The sequence below is a fragment of the Streptomyces armeniacus genome (assembly GCF_003355155.1).
Taxonomy (GTDB): Bacteria; Actinomycetota; Actinomycetes; order Streptomycetales; family Streptomycetaceae; genus Streptomyces; species Streptomyces armeniacus.
The window spans coordinates 6,536,127-6,560,315 of the sequence record NZ_CP031320.1; the positions used below are offsets into that span (position 1 = coordinate 6,536,127).

The following is a 24,189-nucleotide window of genomic DNA, read 5'->3' on the forward strand; positions in this document are numbered from 1 at the left end:
CCGCGGGTCAGCCTGTGCGGGAGATATGGGGCGGTTACGCAGCGCGGTGGGGCGCTCGGGTCTCAGGCGTCGTGGGTTCCCGCAGCGCCGTATCGGGCGAGCATGGTCAGAACCGCTTGGTCCACCGCGTTGTCGAGGTCGGAGTCGTCTGGCTCCCAGTGTGCGAGCAGCATCCGCGGCCAGAACACGTAGTTGGAGATCATCCCGAGGAATTGGGTCGCCGCCATCTCCGCATCGTCAAGCCGGGCTGTGCCGGCGGCGTTTTCCGTTGCCAGGTAGCGCTGGACCGATTCGAAGTAAGGCATCTTGCCGAGATTGAACTGAGTCTCGCCGAGCTCCGGGAAGCGTGGCACCTCGGCGATGACGATGCGGAAGAGGGCGGCCATGCCGGGCTGGGTGAGAAGGGCTACGTATCGGCGTCCGATGGTCTCCAGCCCTGCGCGGAGGTTCCCCGGTTCGGGGAGGGGTGCCTCCTCGTCGTCGACCTTCCAGTACTCGGTGACGATCGCCTCGAACAGGGCCGCCTTGGTGGTGAACTGCTTGAACAGCGTCGCCCTCGACACTCCGGCCGCCTCGGCGATGCGGGCCAGCGAGGTGCCGTCGTAGCCGGAGTCGAGGAACAGCTTCGTCGCCGCCTCGACGATGGACATCCGCTTCTGCGCTGCCACGCGCCGGTGGTATTCCGAAGGCTCTGCCGTCATGCCGTCCAGTATGCCTCTCGCTGCGAGGTGAGTCACTTGACTCACCTCTAGTCTGCTCTTACCTTCGGAGAAGAGGTGAGCCACTCGGCTCACCATTAAAGCCTGGAAGGACGCACCATGGGACGCTTCGAGGGCCAGACCGTCATCGTCACGGGCGGCAGCGGGGGCATGGGCAGCAGCCATGTGCAGGGCTACCACGCCGAGGGAGCGAACGTCGTCATCGCCGGCCGCAACGACGACGCCGGCCGCGATCTCGTTGCTCGGCTCGGTCATCGGGCTCTGTACGTACACCTGGACGTCGCCAGCGAGGACGACTGGGCGGCGGCGGTGCGAGAAGCCGAAGGCCACTTCGGGCCGGTCACCATCCTGGTGAACAACGCGGGCGTCCAGAACCCGGCGGCCCTTATCGAGCAGACCGAACCCCGCACCTGGGAGCACACCTTCAGCGTCAACGTCACCGGCCAGTTCCTCGGCATCAGGGCCGTGGCCCCGTCGATGCGCCGGGGCGACGGCGGAACCATCGTCAACATCGCGTCGACCGTGGCTCACGGCGGTACGGCCTTCTACGCCCCCTACACCGCCAGCAAGTGGGCCGTGCGCGGGTTGACCAAGTCGGCTGCGCTGGAGCTGGGGCGGGACAACATCCGGGTCAACTCCATCCATCCCGGCGTCGTCTCCACACCGCTGATCAACGAACCCACCGTTGCGGGCCAGCCGGCGATCGCCGACGTCTACTCGCCCGATCCCTACGCCGTTCCCCGCCTCGCCGAACCCTCTGAGATCACCCGCCTGTTGCTCTTCATCACCTCCCGGGACGCGTCTTTCGCCACTGGTGCGGAGTTCGTCCTGGACGGGGGACTGCTGCTTGGTCCCGCTCTCCAGTCCGAGGCCGACATCGCAGCCTGATCCCCGGACCGTGGCCCCCCGGCGTCAGGAATGGCTCTCAGCCGGACCGGCCCAGGGCCACGGTGCGGGATCCGGGTGTGAAGTCGCCGAAGGACTGTTGCCAGGACTCCGGCGCAGGCATCCGGTGCCACCGTCGGCGGCATGTCCGGCACCACGAACACCGTCACCGCCTTCGAGGCGTCGACAAGGGTGAGGTTCTGGGGAACGGCGACCCGGCAGGGACCGCAGCCTGCCGACCGCCTCGTCGACGGTGTCGCAGGTCTCCAGCAGGTAGCGGACGACGATGAGAATGGCGAAGCCGCGTCCGTAGACGGAACGTCCGCCCCAGGTGAGCGAGACCGGCGTCGTTCATCCCGTCCTGCAAGCGCCACAGCTGTTGCCGCACGGCTGCCACTTCCCCCGCGCACCGGGGAGTTACGCGGACTCCTCTTCCGGCAGTGCGCGGCCGCTGATCGCCTCGGTGATGGCGTACGCGGTCTCGACGAAGGACTCCACCTGGCGCTCCGACAGATTCCGTACGGAGTCCTCCTCCAGGGCCTGCCACAGGGCCGCGATGGGCTCGCGCATCGCCCGGCCCTTGTCGGTGAGGTGGACCACCATGACGCGCCGGTCATGCGCGGCCGGCTCGCGGACGAGCAGGCCGGCGTCCTGCATGCGGCGCAGCGCCTTGGAGAGGGTGGAGTGGTCCAGGCCGACGCTTTCGAGCAGCTCTGACTGGGTCTGGCCATCCCTGTCGAGGAGTTGCATCAGCAGCAGTTCCTGTCCGGGATGCAGGTCCATCTCGCGGAGCATGGCGCCGGCGCGGGCGCGGTGGGCGCGGGCGAGTTGGAAGATCGCGTAACTCATCGGCCCTGCGCCGGCCGTCGTGGGGATGCGCGGTGTGGGGTCGGGCATGGTTCGGCTCCTCAGTCGGTGTGAGTGGGGTAGTCGGTGTAACCGGCCGCCCCGCCGCCGTAGAAGGTAGCCGGGTCGGGGGTGTTCAGCGGCGCGCCGGTGCGGAGCCTCTCGACCAGGTCGGGGTTGGCGAGCGCGAGGGCGCCGACGGAAACGAGGTCGGCCGTGCCGTCGCCGATGTCCTTGGCGCGGTCGGGCAGGTCGGTGCCGCCCCGGTTGAGGATCAGCGTGGTCGGCCACAGCGCGCGCAGGGTGCCCAACAGCTCCTCGTCGCCGACGTGCAGCACGTGGAGGTAGGCCAGGCCGAGGGGGCGCAGGGCGTCCAGGAGCGCCGGATACAGCCCGGCGGTGTCGGACTCGGCGATGTCGTTGTACGGGTTCGCGGGGGAGATGCGGATACCGGTGCGCTCGGCGCCGATCTCGTCGGCCACCGCGGCGGCGACCTCGACGGCGAAGCGGATACGGGCCTCGGCCGAGCCGCCGTAACCGTCGGTGCGCTGATTGGTGTTGTCGGACAGGAACTGGTGCACCAGGTAGCCGTTGGCGCCGTGTATCTCCACACCGTCGGCGCCCGCCGCGACGGCAGCCGCCGCGGCGCGGCGGAAGTCCTCGACGGTCGCCGCGACCTCCTGTGTGGACAGAGCACGGGGCTCCGGCATCTCCTGGGGCCCGGACGCGGTGAACATCGTGCCCCGCGGCCGGATCGCCGAAGGTGCGACCGGCCGCCGCCCGTGGGGGGTGTTGTCGGGGTGGGCGATGCGTCCGGTGTGCATCAGCTGGATGACGATCCGGCCGTCGGCCGCGTGTACGGCGTCGGTGACCTTGCGCCAACCGGCGATCTGCTCGTCGTTGTGGATGCCGGGGGTCAGGAGGTAGCCCTGGCCGTCGGCGGAGGGCTGGGTTCCCTCGGTGATGACGAGCGCGTGCGAGGCCCGCTGGGCGTAGTACTCGGCGTTCAGCTCGGTCGGTACGCCTTCAGGCGTGGAGCGGTCACGGGTCATGGGGGCCATGACCAGGCGGTGCGGCAGAGACATGCCGCCAACAGTGGTCGGCGTCCACAGGGAATCCAGCATGAGGAGGTCCTCCGATACGGCGGTGACCGGCCGGTCACCGCAAAGGCAGGGGTGGTCGTGGGGGTGTGGGGCGCGGTGGGAGGGCGTGCTCAGCCGACGGTCAGGACGAGCTTGCCCCGCACGTGCCCGGCGTCGCTGGCCTGCTGGGCCGCGGCCGACTGGTCGAGCGGGTAGGCGGTGACGGTGGTGACGAGCTTCCCGGCCGCGGCGTCCTGGGCCAGGGCGGCCAAGCGGGCGGGCGAGCGTTCCTGAGGCCCCTGGGAGAAGGTGATGCCCAGCTGCTGTGCACCGAAGTCGGCGATGGTGACGATGCGGTCGGTGCCGCCCCGCAGGGTGACGGAGCCCTCCAGGGCTCCCTTCCCGGCCAGGTCGAACACCGCGTCCACGCCGTCGGGGGCCAGCGCTCGCACTCGCTCGACCAGCCCGTCGCCGTACACGGTCGCGGTGGCGCCGAGCGCGGCCAGGTAGTCCTGGTTGGAGGGGCCCGCGGTGGCAATCACGCGTACTCCGCGGGCCGTTGCGAGCTGAACCGCCAGGGTCCCGACCGCTCCGGACGCGCCGTGCATCAGCACGGTCTCCCCGGCGGCGACGCCCAGCAGGTTCAGGACCCGGTCGGTCGTCTCACCGGCCACCGGCAGCGCGGCCGCGTGCTGCCAGTCGAGGCCGTCGGGCTTGGGGGCCACGGTGGTGGCCAGCGCGTACTGGGCGTACGAGCCGGTGTCCGACCAGCCCAGCACCTCATCCCCGGCCTGCACCTCGCTCACGCCCTCGCCGAGGGCGTCCACCACTCCGGCGAACTCGCCACCGGGGACGGCGGGCAAGGTCGTCGGGCGGACGGCCTCCAGCATCCCGGCGCGGATCTTGCCGTCCAGCGCGTTCAGCCCGGCGGCCTTCACACGGACCCGGACCTGGCCGGGGCCGGGCTGCGGGACCTCGATGTCCGCTTCGTGCAGCACGTCCGGGCCGCCGAACCGGTCGAAAACGATGGCTCTCATGATGACTCCGCTCTCTTCGGCTCACCAAAAGCTTGGCTAGCCACATAATTACCGTAACAGCAATCGTGTGGCTAGCCAAGTAATGCCGGAGGCGCGCGAGGGCGGGCATTGCGGGCACCCCCCTCGGCGCCGCGGCCTACCGCACCCTCGCGATCCCGTTCCGCCCGAGGTCCCACACGAGCACCCGCTGGTCCCGCCCCGCGGTGACGGCGACCGCCCGTAGGGTCGCCCAGTACAGGATCATCCAGCGTCACGGGGAACGAAGATGCGGCCAGACCACGAGGGAATCAGCGCCGAACACACCGCCTCGCATGCCGAACCGACGCGGAGCTTCTATCTGTTGGAAGAGTCGTGGCCCGTCATCGGCGAGACGGGATACTTCCGCCCGTACGCCACCGCAGAAGAGCTGCACGCCCGTCTGGCACCCAAGCTCTCCCATCGTGAAAGCCACGGCAGGCTTCTCAATGACTTGCTGCTCGGTGAGAGCGTCAACGTGTGGACGGTGCAGCGCGGGCGGCTGCTCGCAGGCCTCGATGTCACCGAATACGTCAGCGCTGACCTGCCGAACGGCGTCACCACCACCGTGTTCGAGCTCAACTGGCACCGGTCAGACTTCTCCGACGGGAGGCGGGCCGACCCGCCTCCCGAGGACGAGGGCGCGCGCCTTTCCCTCGACTGGGACGGCATCGTCGCCCAACTGCCGCCCCTGGACCCGCCACTCGCTTCGGCGGGCGGAAAGGACCTGGCCGTACGGCTCGACGGTCCGCACCCCGCGCCTGACATCGACTCTTACATCAACGGCCTGCTGGACATGCTGGCCGAAGAGCCCCGGCCGGAGTGGATGGACGGCCTCGATTACGGGGCGCCCTTCACTCTGTGAGACCGGCGGCGCCGGGCGGTCAGTCCCGGGTCGCGTACGTGAGGAAGCTCCGCCATGTGGCCGGGGCTATCGCCAGCTGCGGGCTCTGCGTCAGCTTGGAGTCCCGTACGTGGACGGTGGTGGGGCAGGCCGCCACCTCGACGCAGTCGCCTTGGCTGCCGCTGCTGTAGCTGGACTTGTGCCAGGAGAGGGCCACTTCGACGCAGTCGTCGCCCTGCGAGCCGCTGTAACTGCTCTTGAACCAGGTCACTTCGGACGTGCTCATAGCGCTCCTCGCATTCGCTTCAGCAGGCTCAGGGAGTCCTCGGGGGTCAGAGCCTGTGAGCGCATCTTGGCATAGCGCTGGTGGAGACGGCTGATCTCTTTTGCGTCAGTGATGAGACGGCCGTTTTCCTGGCCTTCCGAGTAGCCGAACCACCGGCGCTCCGGTGTCTCGGCCAGCTGAAGCGGCCCGTCCAGCCCGGCGTGCACCGGCTGCCGTAGCGGCATGAGCTGGAACTCCACGTTCCAGTGCCGGTCGATCACCGCCAGCAGGTGGTCGTACAGCTCCCGCGTCACCTCCTCGCCGCCCGTGTGCCGCTCCAGCACCGCCTGTTCGACGATGAAGCTGAAGGCCGAAGGCGGCTTCCGGCTTGTGGCCAGAAGCTCGTGGCGGGCGAGGCGTGCCGCGATGCGCTCGCTCATCTCCTGCTCGTCGGGCAGCGGCGGCACGCTGAACGAGACGGCGCGCGCGTAGGCCTCGGTCTGCAACAGGCCGGGTACGACCCGGCATTCGTACGTGTTGAGGCTTACCGCCTCGGCCTCCAGCCGTGCCCACTGGCGGAACCAACTCGCCAGGCCCGGCTGGCGCGACAGGTGTCGGGCCGCGCCCCGTAGCGCGCCGAACGCGTCCAGGGTCTCCTCCGCCCGTTCCACGAAGTCCGGTTGCGGGAAGCGGCGGCCCTGTTCGATCTTGGCTACCGTCTGGACCGAGTACGGCACCCGCTCCGCGAATTCCTCTTGCGTCAGGCGCGCCCGTTTGCGGAACGCCTTGAACACCTCGCCGAACGTCCTGAGACTGTCCGACACCTCCGGCTCGCCGCCGCCGCCCGGCGATCCGCCAGTGCCACCCGTACCGTCCGCCATGCGAGGACCCCTCCCTTCCCCAGCCTGCCCCGCCAACCGCGTTCACCCCGGCCATGGTTACGGGCGGTCGCCAGCCCTGTCCACCGTCCGTACTCGTACGCTGACGCAGAGTACGAGTCGCTGACCTGGTGTGCTGTGTGCGCGGGCGGCCAGTTTCGGCGCCATGACGCAACGCCCCGCACCCCACCGGCCGGTCACCGTACGTGTGTTCACGCAGCGGTTCAGTTCCACTCCGCGCGGGGCCCGCCTCGCCCGCCATCTCGCCCTGAACCAGCTGAGCGCCTGGGGCGTCCCGTACGGCTCCGGCGCCTCGGACGCCGCCGCGCTCGTCGTGGCCGAGCTGGCGGCCAACGCCGCAACCCACGGCCGCGTTCCCGGCCGTGACTTCGAGGTGCGGCTCAGCCTCGACGCGTACGCCCTGCGGATCGACGTGTCGGACGCGCGCGGCGAGCGGCGCCCCGACGGCGCCGTGACTCCCGTGGACGGAGCCGAGGGCGGTCGCGGGCTGCTGCTGGTCGAGGCGCTTGCCGACCGCTGGTGCGTCCTCGACCGGGTGCCGGTCGGCAAGACGGTACGGGCTGAACTGGACCTGTCGCGGCACCGATGAGTTCCGCCGTCGTTCACCGTCTGTATTCACACACGCGATCACCGCACCCGACAACCAACGGAGCGCATCATGCCCGCCACCTACACCTTCGACGTCTTCTCCAGCCTCGACGGCTTCGGCGCCGCCGGAGGCAACTGGACCGGCTACTGGGGCAAGCAGGGCCCCGAGCTGCTCGACCACCGCCTCGCCCTGTACGACGGGGAGCAGCGGATGGTCTTCGGGGCCAACACGTACCGGCTGTTCGCGCAGATGCTGGCCGAGAGCGCGGAGGGCGACGACGTACGCGACCCCTGGGTGACGCGGATGCGCAGCCTTCCGGCGACGGTCGTGTCGACCACGCTCGAAGGCCCCCTCGACTGGCCGGACGCGGACATCGCGAACGGCGACGCCGTCGATGTCGTCGCCCGCCTCAAGGAGGAGTCCGACGTGCCGTTGCGTTCGCACGGCAGCCTGTCGATGAACCGGGCGCTGATGACGGCGGGGCTGGTGGACCGCGTACAGGTGACGCTCTTCCCCGTGATCACCGGTCAGACGGGGCTGGACCCGGTCTTCCGGGACGCGGCCGACTTCGACCTCGAACTGACCGAGAGCTGCACGCTCGACGGCAACATCCAGGAGCTGGTCTACCGCCCCACCCTGCACGTCTGAGCACGGCGGTCCGCTGAACCGCAGCATCAGGCGTACGTCGCCTGGGACAGCCCGTCGTCGATCAGCCGACCGCTTCCGTGGGGCGTGTGCGGAAGCGTGCCGTACGGGCGGGGGACGGGCGATCGTGGTCCCCTGATCCCTGATCCCACTGACCCTCCCGTCCGGACACCGCGACACACACCGCGACACACACGAACCTCCGGTCCGGACACCGCGACACACACGAGGAAGCGCCATGATCTTCATTGCCGCCAGGTTCCGCGTACGGCACGAGTACGCCGACGACTGGCCCGACATCAGCCGCCCGTTCACGGAGGCGACCCGGAGCGAGCCGGGGTGCCTGTGGTTCGACTGGTCCCGCAGCGTGGAGGACCCCGACGAGTACGTGCTGCTCGAGGCGTTCCGCGACGACGAGGCCGGTGCGGCGCACGTACAGTCCGAGCACTTCGCCGCCGCGCAGCGGACGCTGCCGCCCCACCTCGCGGAGACCCCGCGGATCGTCAACACGTCGGTGCCGCAGGAGGGCTGGTCCCTGCTCGGCGAGATGGCGGTGCCCGACGGGAGCTGACGCGCACGCGGGCGGCACCTGGGTGGCGCGCTCGTACGGGCGCGCCGCCCGCGCCCTGTCGGTCGGGGTCGTACGCCGCGGGCCGTGAGGTCGTAAGAGAGCGCCCGCGGCCCGCTGTTGTGCGGGATTTCGGACCCCCGTCCGGGGATTCTGCGGGAACCGTTGACCACGCGTGCTCACGCATCTACCTTCCTTCCGTGTTCGAAGTTGCGATCACTCTTCGAAATATCGAACGAGCTGCACGAGACACGGAAAGGTCGCCATGCCCCCCTCCGGCACGACAGGCCGCGCCGCCCGCTTCACCCTCGACCGCGCCTTCACCGTCGGCGAGGTCGACCGACGGCTGTTCGGCTCGTTCGTCGAGCACCTCGGCCGCTGCGTCTACACCGGCATCCACGAACCGGGCCACCCCGCGGCCGACTCGGCGGGACTCCGTACCGACGTGCTCGCACTCGTCCGCGAGCTGGGCGTCACCGCCGTGCGCTACCCCGGCGGCAACTTCGTCTCCGGCTACCGCTGGGAGGACTCCGTCGGCCCGGTCGGCGAGCGGCCCCGCCGCCTCGACCTGGCCTGGCGCTCCACGGAGACCAACCGCTTCGGGCTGAGCGAGTTCATCGGCTTCCTCGGGAAGCTCGGCCCGCAGGCCGAGCCGATGCTGGCGGTCAACCTCGGCACCCGCGGCGTCGCCGAGGCCCTCCAGCTCCAGGAGTACGCCAACCACCCCTCCGGCACCGCCCTTTCCGACCTGCGCGCCGAGCACGGCGACAAGGACCCGTTCGGCATCCGGCTGTGGTGCCTGGGCAACGAGATGGACGGCCCCTGGCAGACCGGCCACAAGACCGCGCAGGAGTACGGGCGGCTCGCCGCCGAGACCGCGCGCGCCATGCGGCAGGCCGACCGGGACGTCGAACTGGTCGCCTGCGGCTCTTCCAACCAGGGCATGGAGACCTTCGCCGCGTGGGAGGCGACGGTCCTCCAGGAGACGTACGACCTGGTCGACTACATCTCGCTGCACGCCTACTACGAGGAGCTGGACGGCGACCGCGACTCGTTCCTCGCCTCCGCCGTGGACATGGAGTCGTTCATCGAGAACACCGTCGCCACCTGCGACCACGTCGGCGCCCGGCTCAAGTCGAAGAAGCGGATCAACCTCTCCTTCGACGAGTGGAACGTCTGGTACATGCGCCGGTTCCACGCGGAGTTCGAGGCGGGCCCGCCCGACTGGCCCGAGGCGCCGCGGCTGCTGGAGGACAGCTACTCCGTCACCGACGCCGTCGTCTTCGGCTCCCTGCTCATCGCGCTGCTGCGGCACGCGGACCGGGTGACCGTCGCCTGCCTCGCGCAGCTCGTCAACGTCATCGCGCCGATCATGACCGAGCCGGGCGGGCCCGCGTGGCGGCAGACGACGTTCTTCCCCTTCGCGCAGGCCGCGCGGTACGGGCGCGGGGAAGTGCTGGACGTACGCGTCGACTCCCCGACGTACGCCACCGCGCAGTACGGCGAGGTGCCGCTGCTGCACGCCACCGCCGTACGGGACCCGGAGACCGGGGGCGTCGCCGTCTTCGCCGTCAACCGCGACCAGCGGCGGCCGCTGCCCGTACGGATCGGCCTGCGCGACCTGGACCTCGCCGAGGTCGTGGAGCACACCGTGCTCGCCGACGCCGACCCCGAGGCCCGCAACACCCTCGACGACCCCGGACGGGTCGCGCCGCACGAGGGGCGCGGGGCGGTGCTCTCCGGTGACGAACTCGGCGTCGAACTGGAGCCGCTGTCCTGGAACGTGATCCGCCTGGCCTGACCCGGCGCCCGCCTCTGATCCGCCACCCGCCGCCGGTGAACCCGCCTCCGTGAACCCGCAACCCCGAGAGATGAGCCGCGATGAACCCACCCCTCCCCAGCCGGCGCCGGGCACTGGCCGGCGGGCTCGGCGCGCTCGCCGCGGCGGGCACCCTCGGCCCGTTCGCCGCCGGCTGCTCCGCGCCGGCGGCCTCCGCGTCGGGCGCGGCGCGGCTGCGCTTCTGGCATCTGTTCTCCGGCGGTGACGGCGTCAACCTGGCGAAGATGCTGGACGCGTTCGGCGCGGACCACCCCGACATCGACCTGGAGGCCGTCACCCTCCAGTGGGGCGCCCCGTACTACACCAAGCTCGGCATGGCCGGTGTCGGCGGGCGCGCGCCCGAGCTGGCCGCGCTCCATCTCGCGCGGCTGCCCGGCTTCGGGCCCGGCACCCTCCTCGACCCGTTCGACCTCGACCTGCTCGCCGAACACGGCGTAACCGAGAAGGACTTCCCGCCGGACATCTGGCGGCGCGGCCGGGTCGGCGGGAAGCAGTACGCCATCCCGCTCGACACCCACCCGATGGTCCTCTACTTCCAGACCGAGATCTGCGAGAAGGCCGGGCTGCTGAAGGACGGGAAGCTCGCGCCGATCCGCGGGGCGGAGGAGTTCACCGAGGTGCTGCGCCGGGTGAAGCAGGCGACCGGCCGGCCGGCGCTGGTCACCGAGACCCTGGGCGCGGAGTCCGTGGGCGGCTGGCGGCTGTTCTCGACCTTCTATTCGCAGACCGGCGGCAAGGTGCTCTCCGCCGACGGCAAGCGGCTCGTCATCGACGACGCCAAGGCCCTGCGCGTACTGGAGTGGATGGCGTCGATGACCGCCGAGGGGCTGTGGGTGCGGCGCGTCGACGCGCTCGGCGCTGTCGGCGTCTTCAACCTCGGCAAGACCGGCTTCCTCCTCGGTGGCGAATGGGAGGTCACCACCTTCAAGACCAACAAGGTGCCCTTCTCCATGACCCGGATACCGGACCTCTTCGGCCGGCCCACCGCGCAGGCCGACTGCCACTCCTTCGTCCTGCCGCACCAGGACGACCGCGGGGGCGCGCCGAACGAGGCGGCGCACACGCTGGTCGCCTGGATGCTGAAGCACTCCGTCGACTGGGCGGCCGGCGGCCATGTGCCGGCGTACCTGCCGGTGCTCGACGACCCCGCGTATCTGAAGCTGGACCCGCAGTCGGAGTACCGCAGTGTGCTCGAGGACGTGGAGCTGGACGCCCCGGCCTGGTTCAACGGCTCCGCCTCCCGGATGTGGATCGAGCTCGGAGACGTCTTCTCCGGCGTGCTCACCGGTTCCCGTACGCCGCGCAGCGCGCTCGCGGAGGCCAGGGAACGTATCCGGGGCTTCCTCGACACCCCCAACCCCCTGCCGGGAGCCGCCTCATGACCGCAGTCAGCCCCACCGCGGCCCCGGCGCCGCGCGCGGACCTGCCCGCGGGCGGCGCGGCGGGCGCGGCGGCCCGGCCCGCCGGAGTGCGCCGCAAGTGGACCGAGCACGGCCTCGTCTTCGTCACCCCGTTCCTGCTCATCTACGCGCTGTTCCTGCTGTGGCCGCTCGTCTACGGCGCCGGGATGAGCCTCACCAGCCAGAACATCACCGGCACCGGGGCGGAGTTCACGGGGCTCGACAACTACGCCGAGGCCGTACGCGACCCGGCGATGTGGTCCTCGCTGTGGAACACCGTGTGGTTCACCGTGCTCTCCACGGTGCCGCTGGTGATCATCGGGCTCGTACTGGCGCTGCTGGCACACCAGTTGCGGGTCGTGCAGTGGCTGTGGCGGATCAGCTGGTTCGCGCCGTTCATGCTGCCCTCCAGCGTCGTCTGCCTGCTCTTCGCGCAGATGATCTTCCCGTCGGGTTTCGGCTTCGCCGACCAGCTGCTGGCCGAGTTCGGCCTCGAGCCCGGCATCGGCTGGCTCACCGACGCCCGTTACGCGATGCTCTCCGTCGTCCTGACCACCGTCTGGTGGACGGTCGGCTTCAACTTCCTGCTGTACCTCGCCGCGCTCCAGTCCATCCCGCAGCACCTCTACGAGGCCGCCGAGCTGGACGGCGCCTCGGCGTGGAAGCGGCTGTGGCACATCACGCTGCCGATGCTGCGGCGCACCACGGGACTGGTGCTGGTGCTCCAGGTCCTCGCCTCGCTGAAGATCTTCGACCAGGTGTACCTGATGACCGGCGGCGGCCCCGACGACTCCACCCGGCCCGTCCTGCAGTACGTCTACCAGCAGGGCTTCACCGGCTACCGGATCGGCTACGCGTCGGCCGTCTCGTACATCTTCTTCGCCCTCATCCTGCTCGTCTCCCTGGTGCAGCCCTGGCTGGCCCGGCGCAAGGAGGACTCCAAATGACCGCCCTGAGTGCCGTGTTCGCCCGTACCCGGCGTGGCGCCGCGGAGCGCGACGGGGGCCGCAAGGCCCGCTGGACCCCGGGCCGCTTCGCGCTGCTCGCCGTGGCGCTGCTGCTGGCGCTGGTCTGGCTGCTGCCGCTCGCGTGGGCGCTGGCCACCTCGTTCAAGCCCGAGTCCGAGACCACGAAGACCCCGCTGGAGTGGATCGGCTCCACGGTCACCTTCGACGCGTACGAGAGGGTGTGGTCGGTGGGCGACATCCCGGTGTGGATGTTCAACTCCTTCGTCACCGCCTCCGCCACCACCCTGCTGACGGTGACGACCTGCGCCATGGCCGCGTACGGCTTCACCCGCACCGACTTCCGCGGCCGCAAGGTGCTGTACGGGGTCGTGCTCGCCGGGATCATGGTGCCGCCGCAGGTGCTGATCGCGCCGCTGTTCGTGGAGATGGTGCAGCTGGGCCTGGTCGACACGTACTGGGGCGTGATCCTGCCGCAGGTGGCGGTGCCCGCGATGGTGTTCATCCTGGTGAAGTTCTTCGAGGGCGTGCCGCGTGAGCTGGAGGAGGCCGCCTACGTCGACGGGGCGGGCAGGTGGCGGGTGTTCTGGACGATCGTGATCCCGCTGTCCCGGCCGGTGCTCTCCGCCGTGGCGATCTTCACGTTCATCACCACCTGGAACAACTTCCTCTGGCCGTTCCTGGTGACCACCGACCCCGACGGGATGACGCTGCCCGTCGGACTGGTCAACGTGCTGTCGTCGTACGGCGTGCGCTACGCCCAGGTCATGGCGTCGCTGGTGATCGCCGGGCTGCCGCTGCTGGTCATCTTCATGCTCTTCCAGCGCCAGATCGTACGGGGCATCGCGCACACCGGCCTGGCGGGGCAGTGAACCCCGCCAGGCCGGTACCGGTGCGGCGGCTGGTCAGGCCGCGTATCCCTTCGGCGGGATGAGGGTGGCGAGCTGGTCGAACGACAGCCAGTAGATCTGGTTGCCGCCGAACGACGCCGGGTCGGCGATGAGGACCGTGCGGTTCGCGTCGTCGTACCCGATCACCGAGAAGTAGTGGTAGATCGTCTGGTCCGGCGGGTAGCCGGGCGGCTGGTTGCCGGGCGGCGCGACGATGTTGGTGACGAGCGGGTAGTTGTTGTCGATGTCCTTGACGATGTCGCTCCAGAGCAGGTCCTTCTGCTCCTGGGTCGGCGGATCGTTGGGCATCTCCTTGGTCTCGTACCAGCCCGTGCCGAGGTTGGCGTTGAGCACGCCGGTCACCTGGCTGATGTGGTCCGTGCCGGCCTCGGTGGTGCCGAGCTGCACGGCCAGATCGGCCTGGCTGGGCGGGGCGATACGCGCGGACAGGGCGATCCGGGTGGCGGCCGGGCCGCACCAGTAACCGGTCTCCTGCACCTGGTAGTCGACGGGGAGCGTGTGCGCGCTCGAGGTGCGCGCCCCCTCGATGTCGAGGCGGGTGCCCGGCTTGTTCTGGCCGCTGACGACCGCGGTGCCGGCCTCCGAGCCCTTGCTGAGTACGGACACGCTCCGCGGGCGCTCGGGCTGCTCCGCCTGGGCGATGCCCGGGACGACGAGGGAGCCGACCGCGGCGGCGGCGACCGCTGTGGACACAAGTCTCTTGCGCATAGGGGTTCCTGGTGTGTGTGGGGGGATGTGCGGGGACGTGTACGGGGTGCGTACGGGGGTGCGGCGCGCCGGGATCAGGGAATCGGCGGGACCGTGGGGCTCTCCGCGGCGAGCAGGTCGCGGGCGAACTGCTCCCACTGCGCGTAGCGCTCGGGGAATGCCGAGTGCTGGACGGCGTCGCAGACCTCACCCGGCGGCCTCGTCTCCCAGTTCGGGATCTGGATCAGCCCGGGGTTGCTGCCGAACGGGGCCACTCCGTAGAAGGACTTGGACGAGGTCGGCACGTGCGTGATCTGCTCCGGCGTGCCCCAGCCGGTGCTGGGCCGCTGCTGGAAGATGCCCAGGGAGTCGTGGTCGACCGGCTCCAGGTAGTTGACGAACTTCGACTCCTGCATGGCCGTCATCAGCGCGATGACCTGGCCCTGTTCCGGAATCTGGGCGCCCTTGCCGACACCGATGACGGTGCGGGCGTTCTCGAGTTCCGCGGGCGGCAGGTCGGCCGCGGTGCGGAAGGTCTTGTGCAGTTCGGCGTCGGACGCCTTCTGCAGGGCCTTGGCGGTCGCGGTGTTGATGGAGCCGGTCTCGGGCAGTCCGTGCCGCTCCTGGAACGCCTCCACGCCCTTGCCGGCCGCCGCCTTCGAGGGGGCGGACGAGGAAGAGGACGTGTCGGGCTCGGAGGCCTGGACCACGCCGGGCGCCGCGAACAGCGCGCCGGCGACGGCGACGGAAGCGGCCAGTGCCGCTGGGCGGGTGAGCTTACGGGAAGTGCGCAACGCCACTCCTTCATAGAGTCGTCGCCGCGTCCCACCGGCCCTGCGCGCGTAGTCCGTTCAGCTACGCCGTGCGCGGGGCGGACCGTTGGGACGCAACGCGGTGGGGGATGCGTGTGCAACAGCCCGACAAGCTTCCGCGCATGCGCATGTCACGCGCAATAAGTGAAAGCCCAGACTTACGGCCCGCCGGCGGCCGGTGCGGAACGTCCGCCGCGCCGCCGCGTACGGGCACGGCGTGCCGTACGTCCGGCCCGCCGCGTACGGCTAGGGCGCGCCGCCCCGCTCACCGCTGCGCAGCAGCGCCCGCCCCTCCGCCGTCGCCACGTGGAACGCCCGCCCCGCCCTGCGGACCGTGGTCACAAGTCCCGCCGCACGCAGCACCTTCACGTGCTGGCTGATCGCCGGATGGGTCACCGCCAGCATGCGGGCCAACTCGACCGTGGACGCGCCCGTACGGGCCGCCCTGAGCACCGCCGCCCGCGTGTGCCCGAGCAGCGGCCCCAGCGGGCCGTCGTCCGGACGCTCCGGGGGCTCGGGCCGCGTCCAGTCCATCGCGTGGTCGATGGGATAGACGAGCACCGGGGGCAGCTCGCTGTCGGCGAGCGTGATCGGCGTCGGCCAGCAGAAGAACGACGGCTGGAGGGTGAGCCCCCGCCCGTCCAGGCGCAGTTCGTGGTCCACCGGGTAGTCCGCCTCCAGCACGGGCGGGCGCCAGCGGAACCGGGGCCCGAGACCGGCCAGCAGCCCGTCCGTACCGCCGTCGAGCAGCGAGTGCAGGCGGATGATGCGGTCGGCGTCGATGTGGGCGTGGATGCGATGCCAGAACGGGGCGAGCGCCTCCAGGTGGTACGTGTGCAGCGCCTGCCCCAGCCGCTGGAGCGCGTCGCCGTCACCGCCCGCGAGCGACTCCGTCCAGACCGGCAGCCTCCGGGAGGCGGCCACCCGCGTCAGGTCGGTGCGCAGCCGTGGCGGCGGCGTGTGGACGAGGGTGTCGACGGCGGCCTGCAGCGACTCGCAGTCGCCGTACGTGGGCGTGAGGAAGTCCGGGGAGTAGCCGTACGGCGGCAGGAGCGGCGACAGCAGCCGGCAGCTGTCCGACAGCCGCGGCCGCGCCCAGCGGCGCCACTCGCCGAACACCCGTGCGCCGTCGCGCCGTTGCAGCGTCTGGACGCTGTTGCTGATCTCCCACAGGTAGTCCGGGCCCGTGGCGACCCGCACCCGCGCCAGGTCCTCGGACGTGAAGTACACGCGCAGCATGGCCCGCCTCTTCCCCGTGTGCCCGTACGGACTCCGCCGCCGGACCCCGTACGTACCCGGAACTCCCGTGGCCGGAACTCCGCACCCGGACTCCGCCGCCGCGCCGCCGTCGCCGCGCGGCTGAGCCCTAGGGCCTGTCGTCACAGTCCCGCCTTGCCCACGACGCCCTGCACGCACATCTGCTGCGTTGTCGCACCGTCCGAGTAGCCCACTACGAGGACGGCACTCCGCCTTGCAGCTGCACGCGCCGGACGCCGTGGGCACCGCCTTCGGCGGACGGCGCTACTCCCTCAACCAGCCCCCCGAACCCCTCCGCCTCGGCCCCTCCGACGATGCCGAATGGGCGGCGTTCACCGCCGAGTCGGTGCTCACCGCCGCGGGCGCGCTGCTCAGCGACCTCGGCCGGGACCGCCGTATGCGGGCGGCGCTCGACCTCGCGTGGAACAGCCTGGCCAGCGAGGTCGCCGCGGCCGCCGTACGCGCCCCCGAGGTGGAGTCGGCCGTGCTGCCGCTGCGCGCCCGTATCTCCGTACGGGCCGGGCTGGGGAATCTCGCCGCGGGCCTGCGCCCGCCCGCCACCGGGCACGACAACCCGCACTTCTTCGACGACGCGGCGTGCGTACGGGCGACGGTGCTGGCCACCGTCCACCCCGGCGACCCGGCGGCCGCCGCGGAACTGGCCGCGTACGACGCGCATTACACCCAGGACGGCGACGGCGTGTACGGCGCACGCGCGATGGCCGCGGCCGTCGCGGCGGCGTTCGGCGGCGCGGACGTGGACGCGTGCGTGGACGCCGCGCTCGACCAGCTCCCGGCGGACACCGAGATCCGCCGCAACACGCAGCACGCCGTACGGCTCGCCCGCAAGGCCGTCGCCGAGCGGCCGGGGCTGCCGGGCAGCGCGTTCGCGCTCGTGCCCGACCTGGAGCACGAGATCGTCGACCACATCTACAGCTACGGCATCGCCGCGGCCGAGACCGTACCCGTCGCGCTCGCCGTCGCCGTGGCGGGCCGCGGCCAGATCGCCGAGGCGGTGCCCGCCGCCGCCTGCCTGTCCCGGGTGGCCGACTCGGCGCCCGCGCTGACCGGCGCGCTGACCGGCGCCATCGGGGGCGCGGCGGCGCTGCCGCGCAGCTGGCGGGAGGCGTGCCGTTCGCTGTCGGGCTGCGCGCTGCCCCGGCTGGCGGGCACCGACCTGGTGGAGCTCGCCGACCTGCTGGCCCGTACGGAACTCACCACGCCCGAGGGCGCGTCAGCGGCCCTGTACGGCATGCCCGTGGCCGCCGACGCCGCTGACGACCACGTGTCCCGCACATCACGTACATCCGGCACGTCACGTACATCCGGCACGCCACATACGCACGGCACGTCACGTACGCCGGAAAACACAGCAAGCACAGCCGGGGGCACTCCGGTGGAAGGACTGACTCGCCCATGACGCACCACCCCCTGACCCTGGAGGACCGTACGGCCGGCTGCCTGGTCGGCGCGGCCGTAGGCGACGCGCTCGGCGGGCCGGTCGAGGGCTGGACGCCGGAGCAGATCGCGGAGCGGCACGGCGGCCGGGTGCACGGCATCGTCGGCCCGTTCTACGAGGACTGGCGGACGGCGCGGCCCATCGCCCCGTACCACAAGGGCGACGGACACGTCACCGACGACACCCTCATGACGCACGCCCTCGTACGCGTCTACGAGCGGGTGCGCGACCACCTCGACGCGTACGCCGTCGCCGACCACCTCGTGCCCGACCTGATCGGCAATCCGCGCTGGATTCCCGAACTCGAGGCCGAGGCGCTGCCGCTGCAACGCATCTTCCTCGCGGAGAAGTGGATCGTCGCGCGCCTCCACTACGGGCACGTCGACCCGCGCGAGGCGGGCGTCGGGAACATCGTCAACTGCGGCGCCGCGATGTACATGGCGCCGGTCGGCGCCGTCAACGCCGGTAACCCAGCGGCCGCGTACGCCGAGGCACTGGACGTCGCCGGGGCACACCAGTCCTCGTACGGGCGTGAGGCCGCGGGAGTCTTCGCGGCGGCGGTGGCGGCGGCGTTCACGCCGGGGGCGACGCCCGCGTCGGTCGTCGAGACGGCCCTGGCGCTGGCCAAGGACGGCACGCGCGACGCCATCGAGGCGGTGTGCGAAGTGGCCGCGGGGCACGCCGACTTCGAGGGCGCGCTGAAGCCGCTGCGGGCAGCGGTCACGCCGTACGACACGGTCGGCCCCGACTACCGGCAGCCCTCACTCGGCGCGCGACGGCCGTCCCGGCTGCACGCGATCGAGGAACTCCCCGTCGCGCTGGGGATGCTGCTGATCGGGGACGGCGACTTCCGGCACACGGTGCTGGGTTCGGTGAACTACGGCCGCGACTGCGACTCGATCGCCACCATGAGCGGCGCGATCGTCGGGGCGCTGCGCGGGGAAAGCGCGGTACCGGCGGAGTGGAGCGACGAGATCGGCCGCGCGAGCCGCCTCGATTTGCGGGCCCCGGCGGCCTCGCTGGCGACGGTCACGCGGGAGGTCTTCGCCCACGACCAACGACGGAGGCGCGCCCACGAGGACGCCTTCGCGACGCTGGCGGACCTGTGATGGACCCCCACGTCTTCGCCACGATGGCGCCCGGCCCTCTTGAGCCCGTCGGCCCCACCAAACCGGTCCAGCCACCCCCCAAGCCCGTCCGGCCCACCCAGCCCGTCCGGCGATTGAGGACGGACCGGAGCGGCCACCGGCCCGCAGCCAACCCCGTCGCTACGCGGCACACCAACCGACCACCATGGCCGAGGATCGTCCTCAAACGCCGGACAGGCTGGATTTGCCCGCGCCAGTCCCAAGAACCCGACCGCAGGCAGCGAAGTCACCATCCGCCACCCACCCAGCCCGTCCGGCGATTGAGGACAGACCGGAGCGGCCACACGCCGCACGAGGCCAGTGGCCCTGAACGCCGACAGCGTGCTCTCCGACCACCATGGCCGAGGGCCGTCCTCAAACGCCGGACGGGCTGGGTGAGCCGGACGGGCTGGGAAGGCCGGAACGGCTGGATTCGTTCGGCCTCGGGCGGTGGGCGATGAGCGGCGCGTTGCGGCTGACATGGGTGCAGCCCGAGGACCTCGTCGGGCACGAGCTGCGGCAGGCCGCGGAGGACGGCCGGGACGCCGCCGCGATCCAGCGGCGCTGGATCGCGGCCGGCGGCGCGCTCGCGCCGGAGCGGGCCGGGGCGTCCCCCGGCCCGACAGATCCGCGGCTGCGTGCCCTGGCCCAGGACGTGCTCGACGAACTCGCCGAGCTGCCCTCCCCGTCGGCCGCCTACGAGCCCACCGATCTCGCCGCGATCAAGGCCGCCTGCCCGCAGTGGCCGACCGCCGCACCCACGGCGCGTACGGCGCGTACGGCGACACACCAACCGTCGGGCGCCGCACACACCACGCGCCTCGAAGCCGCCTGGCTCGGCCGCGCCGTCGGGTGCGTGCTCGGGAAGCCCGTCGAGAAGCTGCCCCTCACCGGTATTCGGGAGATCGCCCGCGCCACCGGCAACTGGCCGCTTCACACCTGGTTCACCGCCCGCGGCCTCCCCGCCGACACCGCCGCCCGCTGGCCCTGGAACCGCCGCAGCGCCGCCACTTCACTCGCCGAGAACATCGACGGCGCACCGGAGGACGACGACCTCAACTACCCCCTCCTCGCCCTTCTCCTGCTCCAGCGCCACGGCCACACCTTCCGCACCGCCGACGTCGCGCAGCTGTGGCTGGACGAGCTTCCCGCGGGCCGTACGTTCACCGCCGAGCGCGTCGCGTACCGCAACCTCCTCGACGGGATCGAGCCGCCGCTCACCGCGAGCACCCGCAACCCGTTCCGCGAGTGGATCGGGGCGCAGATCCGCGCCGACGTCTTCGGCTGGACCCACCCGGGCGACCCGGCGACGGCCGCCGAACTGGCCTGGCGCGACGCCGTGCTGACGCACACCGCCAACGGCGTGTACGGCGCCATGTTCGTGGCCGCCGTCACCGCCGCGGCGGCCGGCGCCGCGTCCGGCGCACCGGGCGCGCCCGCCGCACCGGACAAGCCCGCCGCGCCCCGCGTGCACGAGTGCCTGCGCGCCGGCCTGGCGGTCGTGCCGGAGCGGTCCCGTTACGCGGCGGCCGTCCGCACCGGTATCGAGGCGGCGCTGGCCGAACCGACCGGCACCGCGGCCGGTTTCGAACCGGTGGCGGACGCGCTGCACGCGGCGTACGGGCGGCACCACTGGGTGCACGTCCTGCCGAACGCCGCGCTGCTCAGCGCCGCCCTCACCCACGCCGACGGCGACTTCACCGGCTCCGTCTCCCGTGCGGTGTCGGGCGGTTGGGACACCGACTCCAACGGGGCGACGGCGGGCTCGGTGGCCGGGCTGCTCGCGGGCGCGCCGGACGCGCTCCCGGCGCGCTGGACGGCGCCGCTCCGGAACCGGCTGGCGACCACCGTCGGCGGTCTGGACGGCATCGGCTTCGACGAACTCGCCGTACGGACCGCCGCCCTGGCGGCCCCGCCCGCACCACCCGCACCACCCGGCGCCACGGCGCCCCGCGCCTGCGCACCCGGCACCACACCACCCGGCACCGCACCCGAGAACGCCACCAGCCGTACGGACCGACAGGAGAACCCCTCGCCATGACCCCTCCCCCGGCCATCGCCGTACTGGGCAGCACCAACATGGACCTGGTCGCCTACGTCCCCACCGCACCGCGCCTCGGTGAGACCGTGACGGGCAGCGCGTTCCGTACGATCCCCGGCGGCAAGGGCGCGAACCAGGCCGTCGCCGCGGCCCGCGCGGGCGGCGCGGTGTCGATGATCGGGGCGGTCGGCGCGGACGACTTCGGCACGCAGCTGCGTACGGCGCTGGCCGACGCGCACGTCGACACGGGCGGCCTGCGGACCGTCGGCGGCGCGAGCGGCATCGCGCACATCGTGGTCGACGACGACGGCGGCAACTCCATCATCGTCGTGCCCGGCGCCAACGGCACGGTCGGCGGACTGGCCGACGGCGACGACGCCCGTATCGCCGCCGCCGGCGCGCTGCTCCTGCAGCTGGAGATCCCCCTGTCCGGCGTGCTCGCGGGGGCGCGGGCGGCACGGGCGCACGGCGTACGAGTCGTGCTGACGCCCGCTCCCGCGCAGCCGCTCCCGGGCGAACTCCTCGCCAACACCGACCTGTTGGTGCCGAACGAGCACGAGGCGGCGGCGCTCACGGGCACGTCCGACCCGTACAAGGCGGCGGCCGAACTGCTCGCCACCGTGCCCGAGGTGGTAGTGACGCTGGGCGCGGAGGGCAGCCTGTACGCCGCCCGCGGCGCCGAGCCGGTGCTGGTGCCCGCGCCGCGCGTACAGGCGGAGGACACCACGGCGGCCGGGGACACGTTCGTCGGCGCACTCGCGGTCGCGTCCGGTGAGGGGCGGCCCATGCCGGAGGCCCTGGCGTGGGCATCGGCGGCGGCCGCGCTCTCCGTACAGCGGGCGGGGGCGTCCGCGTCCATGCCGTACCGCCACGAGATCGACGCCTTCACCGGCTGACCACCGACCACCGGACCACCGGACCACCGGACCACCGGACCACCGGACCACCGGACCGCCGGTCCACCTGATCGTCCACTACCTGATCATCCCGTAACGACTGATCCAGCAGCGACTGATCCAGGAAAGAACGAACGCTCTGATGAACGACTCGCACGACTGCCCTGACGCAGCCCCTGACGGAACCCCGGCCGCACCCGCCGCCCCCCTCGCCGGTGTGCGCGTGCTCGATCTCGCCACCCTCTTCGCCGGACCGCTCGCCGCCACCATGCTCGGTGACTTCGGCGCCGAAGTGATCAAGGTAGAGCACCCGCGCAAGCCCGACCCGTCGCGCGGCCACGGCCCCGCCAAGGACGGCGTCGGCCTCTGGTGGAAGCTGCTCGGCCGGAACAAGCGGAACCTCACCCTCGATCTGTCCACCCCCGGCGGCCGCGACGTACTGCTGCGCCTCGCCGCCGAAGCGGACGTCATCGTCGAGAACTTCAGGCCCGGCACGCTGGAGAAGTGGGGCCTGGGCTGGGACCGGCTGTCCGACGTCAACCCGCGGCTGGTGCTGGCGCGGGTCACCGGCTTCGGGCAGTTCGGGCCGTACGCGCGCCGCGCCGGTTTCGGCACGCTCGCCGAGGCGATGAGCGGTTTCGCGGCGGTCACCGGGGAGCCGGACGGGCCGCCGACGCTGCCGCCGTTCGGCCTGGCGGACTCGGTGGCGGCGCTGTCCACGGCGTACGCGGTGCTGACGGCACTGCACGGCCGCGACCGTACGGGCCGCGGCCAGGTCGTCGACATGGCGATCATCGAGCCGATGCTGACGGTGCTGGGGCCGCAGCCGATCTGGTACGACCAGCTCGGCTACGTACAGCCGCGCACCGGCAACCGGTCCACGAACAACGCGCCGCGCAACACCTACCGCGCCGCGGACGGCCGTTGGCTGGCCGTGTCGACCTCCGCGCAGTCGATCGCGGAGCGGGTGATGCGGCTGGTGGGGCGGCCGGAGCTGGTGGAGGAACCGTGGTTCGGCACGGGTGCGGGGCGTGCGGAGCACGCGGACGAGCTGGACGCGGCGGTCGGCGGCTGGATAGCGGAGCGCGACAGCGCGGAGGTCATCGCCGCGTTCGAGAAGGCCGAGGCCGCGGTGGCGCCGATCAACGACGTACGGGACGTGCTGGCGGACGAGCAGTACCAGGCGCTCGGCTCGATCACCGAGGTGGAGGACGACGAGCTCGGAACCGTCCGCATGCAGAACGTCCTTTTCCGGCTCTCCGAGACCCCCGGCGCCATCAAGTGGGCGGGCCGCCGGCACGGCGCCGACACCGACGCCGTACTCGCCGAACTCGGCCTCAGCGCGGGCGAGATAGCCGAACTGCGGGAAGGAGGCGCGCTGTGAACGGCACCGCGCGCGACGACGCCCCCGGCGCAGCGGCACACCTCGCCGCCGCTCCCCCGCCGCTCACCTGGCTGTACGTACCGGGCGACCGCCCGGACGTCGTCGCCAAGGCGCTGGGCTCCGGGGCCGACGTCGTCATCGTCGACCTCGAGGACGCGGTCGCGCCCGAGCGCAAGGCGTACGCGCGCGGCGCCACCGCCGAACTGCTCAGCGCCCCTGCCCCGGGGCCCGTACCGGTCCACGTCCGCATCAACGCCCTGGACACCCCGCTCGCCGAGGCCGACACCCGTGCCCTCGCGCCGCTGCCGGGCCTGGCCGGGCTGCGGCTGCCCAAGGTCGACGGCGCGGCCGACGTGGCACGCGTCGCCCGGTGGGCGGCGGGCGACGCCGTACCGCCGCTGTACCCGTTGCTCGAATCGGCCCTCGGCATCGAGAACGCCTTCGCCGTCGCCACGGCGCACGCCGCCGTGTACGGCATCGCGCTGGGCGAGGCCGATCTGCGCGCCGTCCTGGGCGTGACCGGCGACGACGGGCTGGCGTGGCCGCGCAGCCGCGCTGTGGTCGCGGCGCGTGCGGCGGGGCTGGCGCCGCCGGCGCAGTCCGTGTATCCGGACGTACGGGACGTGGAGGGGCTGGCGCGCTCCTGCGCGCACGGCCGTTCCCTGGGCTTCCTCGGGCGTACGGCGATCCACCCGCGCCAACTGCCCGTGATCGAGCGGGCGTACCTGCCGTCGGCGCAGGAGGTCGAGGCCGCCGAGGAGGTGCTGCGGGCCGCCGCCACGGACGCGGGCGCGCTCGCGCTGCCGGACGGCCGGTTCGTGGACGCGGCGGTCGTCGCGGGCGCCCGGCACACCCTGGCCCTGGCGCACCGTAAGGGCCGCTGACGCGCGCAGGCGCTCACTCAGCTCACTCAGCTCAGGCGGCTCAGGCGCAGGCGTTCAGGCGGCTCCGGCTGCCCGGCCCGGGCAGGCCGCCCGCAACGCGCCGGCGCGCGGTGCCCGTTGGGGCCCGCGCGC

At 72.1% G+C, this 24,189-nt stretch carries 25 protein-coding genes; 15 read left to right on the forward strand and 10 right to left on the reverse strand.

Going from position 1 to position 24,189, the window contains the following annotated elements; translation table 11 throughout:
- Positions 1–62 precede the first annotated feature (62 nt).
- On the reverse strand, positions 63–701 hold the full coding sequence (locus DVA86_RS28480; protein WP_208882600.1) for a TetR/AcrR family transcriptional regulator: 639 nt from the start codon (positions 699–701) through the stop codon (positions 63–65).
- 117 nt (positions 702–818) lie between these two features.
- Here DVA86_RS28480 and DVA86_RS28485 point away from each other — a divergent pair, with 117 nt between their 5' ends.
- Positions 819–1,607: an SDR family NAD(P)-dependent oxidoreductase gene (locus tag DVA86_RS28485; RefSeq protein WP_208882602.1), complete on the forward strand. Its 789-nt coding sequence runs from the start codon at positions 819–821 to the stop codon at positions 1,605–1,607.
- Between the two features lie 24 nt (positions 1,608–1,631).
- On the opposite strand, the gene DVA86_RS36145 is transcribed toward DVA86_RS28485, so the two are convergent.
- From DVA86_RS36145 to DVA86_RS28505, 4 genes are all read right to left on the reverse strand, one after another.
- A complete protein-coding gene (locus tag DVA86_RS36145) occupies positions 1,632–1,898 on the reverse strand; it encodes a hypothetical protein (protein WP_342776418.1) in 267 nt (88 codons plus the stop codon).
- 123 nt (positions 1,899–2,021) lie between these two features.
- Positions 2,022–2,501, reverse strand: a complete 480-nt coding sequence (locus tag DVA86_RS28495; protein WP_208882604.1) for a MarR family winged helix-turn-helix transcriptional regulator — start codon at positions 2,499–2,501, stop codon at positions 2,022–2,024.
- A gap of 11 nt (positions 2,502–2,512) precedes the next feature.
- Positions 2,513–3,574: an alkene reductase gene (locus DVA86_RS28500; protein ID WP_208882606.1), complete on the reverse strand. Its 1,062-nt coding sequence runs from the start codon at positions 3,572–3,574 to the stop codon at positions 2,513–2,515.
- An 89-nt stretch (positions 3,575–3,663) separates the two neighbouring features.
- Positions 3,664–4,569 (reverse strand): NADP-dependent oxidoreductase, encoded by a 906-nt coding sequence (locus DVA86_RS28505; RefSeq protein ID WP_208882608.1) that lies wholly within the window; start codon positions 4,567–4,569, stop codon positions 3,664–3,666.
- Positions 4,570–4,834: 265 nt separating this feature from the next.
- Here DVA86_RS28505 and DVA86_RS28510 point away from each other — a divergent pair, with 265 nt between their 5' ends.
- Complete coding sequence (locus tag DVA86_RS28510) at positions 4,835–5,449, forward strand: hypothetical protein (protein WP_208882610.1); 615 nt, start codon at positions 4,835–4,837, stop codon at positions 5,447–5,449.
- 19 nt (positions 5,450–5,468) lie between these two features.
- Here DVA86_RS28510 and DVA86_RS28515 read toward each other — a convergent pair whose 3' ends face one another.
- Positions 5,469–5,714, reverse strand: a complete 246-nt coding sequence (locus DVA86_RS28515; RefSeq protein WP_208882612.1) for a DUF397 domain-containing protein — start codon at positions 5,712–5,714, stop codon at positions 5,469–5,471.
- Positions 5,711–6,574: a helix-turn-helix domain-containing protein gene (locus DVA86_RS28520; RefSeq protein ID WP_208882614.1), complete on the reverse strand. Its 864-nt coding sequence runs from the start codon at positions 6,572–6,574 to the stop codon at positions 5,711–5,713. Before DVA86_RS28520 ends, DVA86_RS28515 begins: the two co-directional genes overlap by 4 nt.
- Positions 6,575–6,737: 163 nt before the next feature.
- Here DVA86_RS28520 and DVA86_RS28525 point away from each other — a divergent pair, with 163 nt between their 5' ends.
- From DVA86_RS28525 to DVA86_RS28555, 7 genes are all read left to right on the forward strand, one after another.
- Positions 6,738–7,181: an ATP-binding protein gene (locus DVA86_RS28525; protein ID WP_208882616.1), complete on the forward strand. Its 444-nt coding sequence runs from the start codon at positions 6,738–6,740 to the stop codon at positions 7,179–7,181.
- A 69-nt stretch (positions 7,182–7,250) separates the two neighbouring features.
- Positions 7,251–7,829, forward strand: coding sequence for a dihydrofolate reductase family protein (locus DVA86_RS28530; protein ID WP_208882618.1), 579 nt, complete (start codon positions 7,251–7,253; stop codon positions 7,827–7,829).
- Positions 7,830–8,064: 235 nt separating this feature from the next.
- Positions 8,065–8,397 (forward strand): putative quinol monooxygenase, encoded by a 333-nt coding sequence (locus tag DVA86_RS28535; RefSeq protein ID WP_208882620.1) that lies wholly within the window; start codon positions 8,065–8,067, stop codon positions 8,395–8,397.
- Positions 8,398–8,659: 262 nt separating this feature from the next.
- Complete coding sequence (arfA, locus tag DVA86_RS28540) at positions 8,660–10,195, forward strand: arabinosylfuranosidase ArfA (protein ID WP_208882622.1); 1,536 nt, start codon at positions 8,660–8,662, stop codon at positions 10,193–10,195.
- Positions 10,196–10,275: 80 nt separating this feature from the next.
- Entirely contained in the window at positions 10,276–11,616 is a 1,341-nt protein-coding gene (locus tag DVA86_RS28545; protein WP_208882624.1) for an extracellular solute-binding protein, read from the forward strand.
- Entirely contained in the window at positions 11,613–12,581 is a 969-nt protein-coding gene (locus tag DVA86_RS28550) for a carbohydrate ABC transporter permease (RefSeq protein WP_208882627.1), read from the forward strand. The genes DVA86_RS28545 and DVA86_RS28550 overlap by 4 nt, the downstream gene beginning before the upstream one ends.
- Complete coding sequence (locus tag DVA86_RS28555) at positions 12,578–13,471, forward strand: carbohydrate ABC transporter permease (protein WP_208882629.1); 894 nt, start codon at positions 12,578–12,580, stop codon at positions 13,469–13,471. Before DVA86_RS28550 ends, DVA86_RS28555 begins: the two co-directional genes overlap by 4 nt.
- Before the next feature lie 33 nt (positions 13,472–13,504).
- Here DVA86_RS28555 and DVA86_RS28560 read toward each other — a convergent pair whose 3' ends face one another.
- The 3 genes from DVA86_RS28560 to DVA86_RS28570 form a co-directional block, all read right to left on the reverse strand.
- Positions 13,505–14,218, reverse strand: a complete 714-nt coding sequence (locus tag DVA86_RS28560; RefSeq protein ID WP_208882631.1) for a C39 family peptidase — start codon at positions 14,216–14,218, stop codon at positions 13,505–13,507.
- Positions 14,219–14,292: 74 nt separating this feature from the next.
- Positions 14,293–14,991 (reverse strand): peptidoglycan-binding domain-containing protein, encoded by a 699-nt coding sequence (locus DVA86_RS28565; protein WP_208882632.1) that lies wholly within the window; start codon positions 14,989–14,991, stop codon positions 14,293–14,295.
- 264 nt (positions 14,992–15,255) lie between these two features.
- On the reverse strand, positions 15,256–16,248 hold the full coding sequence (locus DVA86_RS28570) for an ArsR/SmtB family transcription factor (protein WP_208882634.1): 993 nt from the start codon (positions 16,246–16,248) through the stop codon (positions 15,256–15,258).
- Positions 16,249–16,480: 232 nt separating this feature from the next.
- On the opposite strand from DVA86_RS28570, the gene DVA86_RS28575 reads away from it, so the two are divergent.
- The 6 genes from DVA86_RS28575 (at position 16,481) to DVA86_RS28600 (ending at position 24,057) form a co-directional block, all read left to right on the forward strand.
- Positions 16,481–17,686 (forward strand): ADP-ribosylglycohydrolase family protein, encoded by a 1,206-nt coding sequence (locus DVA86_RS28575; protein ID WP_208882636.1) that lies wholly within the window; start codon positions 16,481–16,483, stop codon positions 17,684–17,686.
- The gene (locus tag DVA86_RS28580; RefSeq protein WP_208882638.1) at positions 17,683–18,834 is read left to right on the forward strand and encodes an ADP-ribosylglycohydrolase family protein; all 1,152 of its coding nucleotides are present in this window, start codon (positions 17,683–17,685) and stop codon (positions 18,832–18,834) included. Before DVA86_RS28575 ends, DVA86_RS28580 begins: the two co-directional genes overlap by 4 nt.
- 475 nt (positions 18,835–19,309) lie before the next feature.
- The gene (locus DVA86_RS28585; protein WP_208885301.1) at positions 19,310–20,893 is read left to right on the forward strand and encodes an ADP-ribosylglycohydrolase family protein; all 1,584 of its coding nucleotides are present in this window, start codon (positions 19,310–19,312) and stop codon (positions 20,891–20,893) included.
- Positions 20,890–21,789 (forward strand): ribokinase, encoded by a 900-nt coding sequence (gene rbsK / locus DVA86_RS28590; RefSeq protein ID WP_208882640.1) that lies wholly within the window; start codon positions 20,890–20,892, stop codon positions 21,787–21,789. The genes DVA86_RS28585 and rbsK overlap by 4 nt, the downstream gene beginning before the upstream one ends.
- A 142-nt stretch (positions 21,790–21,931) precedes the next feature.
- Positions 21,932–23,173: a CaiB/BaiF CoA transferase family protein gene (locus tag DVA86_RS28595; protein WP_208882642.1), complete on the forward strand. Its 1,242-nt coding sequence runs from the start codon at positions 21,932–21,934 to the stop codon at positions 23,171–23,173.
- Positions 23,174–23,244: 71 nt separating this feature from the next.
- Positions 23,245–24,057, forward strand: a complete 813-nt coding sequence (locus tag DVA86_RS28600; RefSeq protein WP_245997769.1) for an HpcH/HpaI aldolase/citrate lyase family protein — start codon at positions 23,245–23,247, stop codon at positions 24,055–24,057.
- The last annotated feature ends 132 nt before the right edge of the window (positions 24,058–24,189 follow it).

What these genes read in the sequence shown, in the direction of transcription:
- DVA86_RS28535 (WP_208882620.1), top strand. Translation starts at nt 8,065, where the DNA reads ATGATCTTCATTGCCGCCAGGTTCCGCGTACGGCACGAGTACGCCGAC.
- DVA86_RS28560 (WP_208882631.1), bottom strand. Translation starts at nt 14,218, where the DNA reads ATGCGCAAGAGACTTGTGTCCACAGCGGTCGCCGCCGCCGCGGTCGGC.
- DVA86_RS28485 (WP_208882602.1), top strand. Translation starts at nt 819, where the DNA reads ATGGGACGCTTCGAGGGCCAGACCGTCATCGTCACGGGCGGCAGCGGG.
- DVA86_RS28545 (WP_208882624.1), top strand. Translation starts at nt 10,276, where the DNA reads ATGAACCCACCCCTCCCCAGCCGGCGCCGGGCACTGGCCGGCGGGCTC.
- DVA86_RS28580 (WP_208882638.1), top strand. Translation starts at nt 17,683, where the DNA reads ATGACGCACCACCCCCTGACCCTGGAGGACCGTACGGCCGGCTGCCTG.
- arfA (WP_208882622.1), top strand. Translation starts at nt 8,660, where the DNA reads ATGCCCCCCTCCGGCACGACAGGCCGCGCCGCCCGCTTCACCCTCGAC.
- DVA86_RS28520 (WP_208882614.1), bottom strand. Translation starts at nt 6,574, where the DNA reads ATGGCGGACGGTACGGGTGGCACTGGCGGATCGCCGGGCGGCGGCGGC.
- DVA86_RS28480 (WP_208882600.1), bottom strand. Translation starts at nt 701, where the DNA reads ATGACGGCAGAGCCTTCGGAATACCACCGGCGCGTGGCAGCGCAGAAG.
- DVA86_RS28530 (WP_208882618.1), top strand. Translation starts at nt 7,251, where the DNA reads ATGCCCGCCACCTACACCTTCGACGTCTTCTCCAGCCTCGACGGCTTC.
- DVA86_RS28525 (WP_208882616.1), top strand. Translation starts at nt 6,738, where the DNA reads ATGACGCAACGCCCCGCACCCCACCGGCCGGTCACCGTACGTGTGTTC.
- DVA86_RS28585 (WP_208885301.1), top strand. Translation starts at nt 19,310, where the DNA reads ATGAGCGGCGCGTTGCGGCTGACATGGGTGCAGCCCGAGGACCTCGTC.
- DVA86_RS28550 (WP_208882627.1), top strand. Translation starts at nt 11,613, where the DNA reads ATGACCGCAGTCAGCCCCACCGCGGCCCCGGCGCCGCGCGCGGACCTG.
- DVA86_RS28500 (WP_208882606.1), bottom strand. Translation starts at nt 3,574, where the DNA reads ATGCTGGATTCCCTGTGGACGCCGACCACTGTTGGCGGCATGTCTCTG.
- rbsK (WP_208882640.1), top strand. Translation starts at nt 20,890, where the DNA reads ATGACCCCTCCCCCGGCCATCGCCGTACTGGGCAGCACCAACATGGAC.
- DVA86_RS28555 (WP_208882629.1), top strand. Translation starts at nt 12,578, where the DNA reads ATGACCGCCCTGAGTGCCGTGTTCGCCCGTACCCGGCGTGGCGCCGCG.
- DVA86_RS28505 (WP_208882608.1), bottom strand. Translation starts at nt 4,569, where the DNA reads ATGAGAGCCATCGTTTTCGACCGGTTCGGCGGCCCGGACGTGCTGCAC.
- DVA86_RS28510 (WP_208882610.1), top strand. Translation starts at nt 4,835, where the DNA reads ATGCGGCCAGACCACGAGGGAATCAGCGCCGAACACACCGCCTCGCAT.
- DVA86_RS28495 (WP_208882604.1), bottom strand. Translation starts at nt 2,501, where the DNA reads ATGCCCGACCCCACACCGCGCATCCCCACGACGGCCGGCGCAGGGCCG.
- DVA86_RS28570 (WP_208882634.1), bottom strand. Translation starts at nt 16,248, where the DNA reads ATGCTGCGCGTGTACTTCACGTCCGAGGACCTGGCGCGGGTGCGGGTC.
- DVA86_RS28595 (WP_208882642.1), top strand. Translation starts at nt 21,932, where the DNA reads ATGAACGACTCGCACGACTGCCCTGACGCAGCCCCTGACGGAACCCCG.
- DVA86_RS28515 (WP_208882612.1), bottom strand. Translation starts at nt 5,714, where the DNA reads ATGAGCACGTCCGAAGTGACCTGGTTCAAGAGCAGTTACAGCGGCTCG.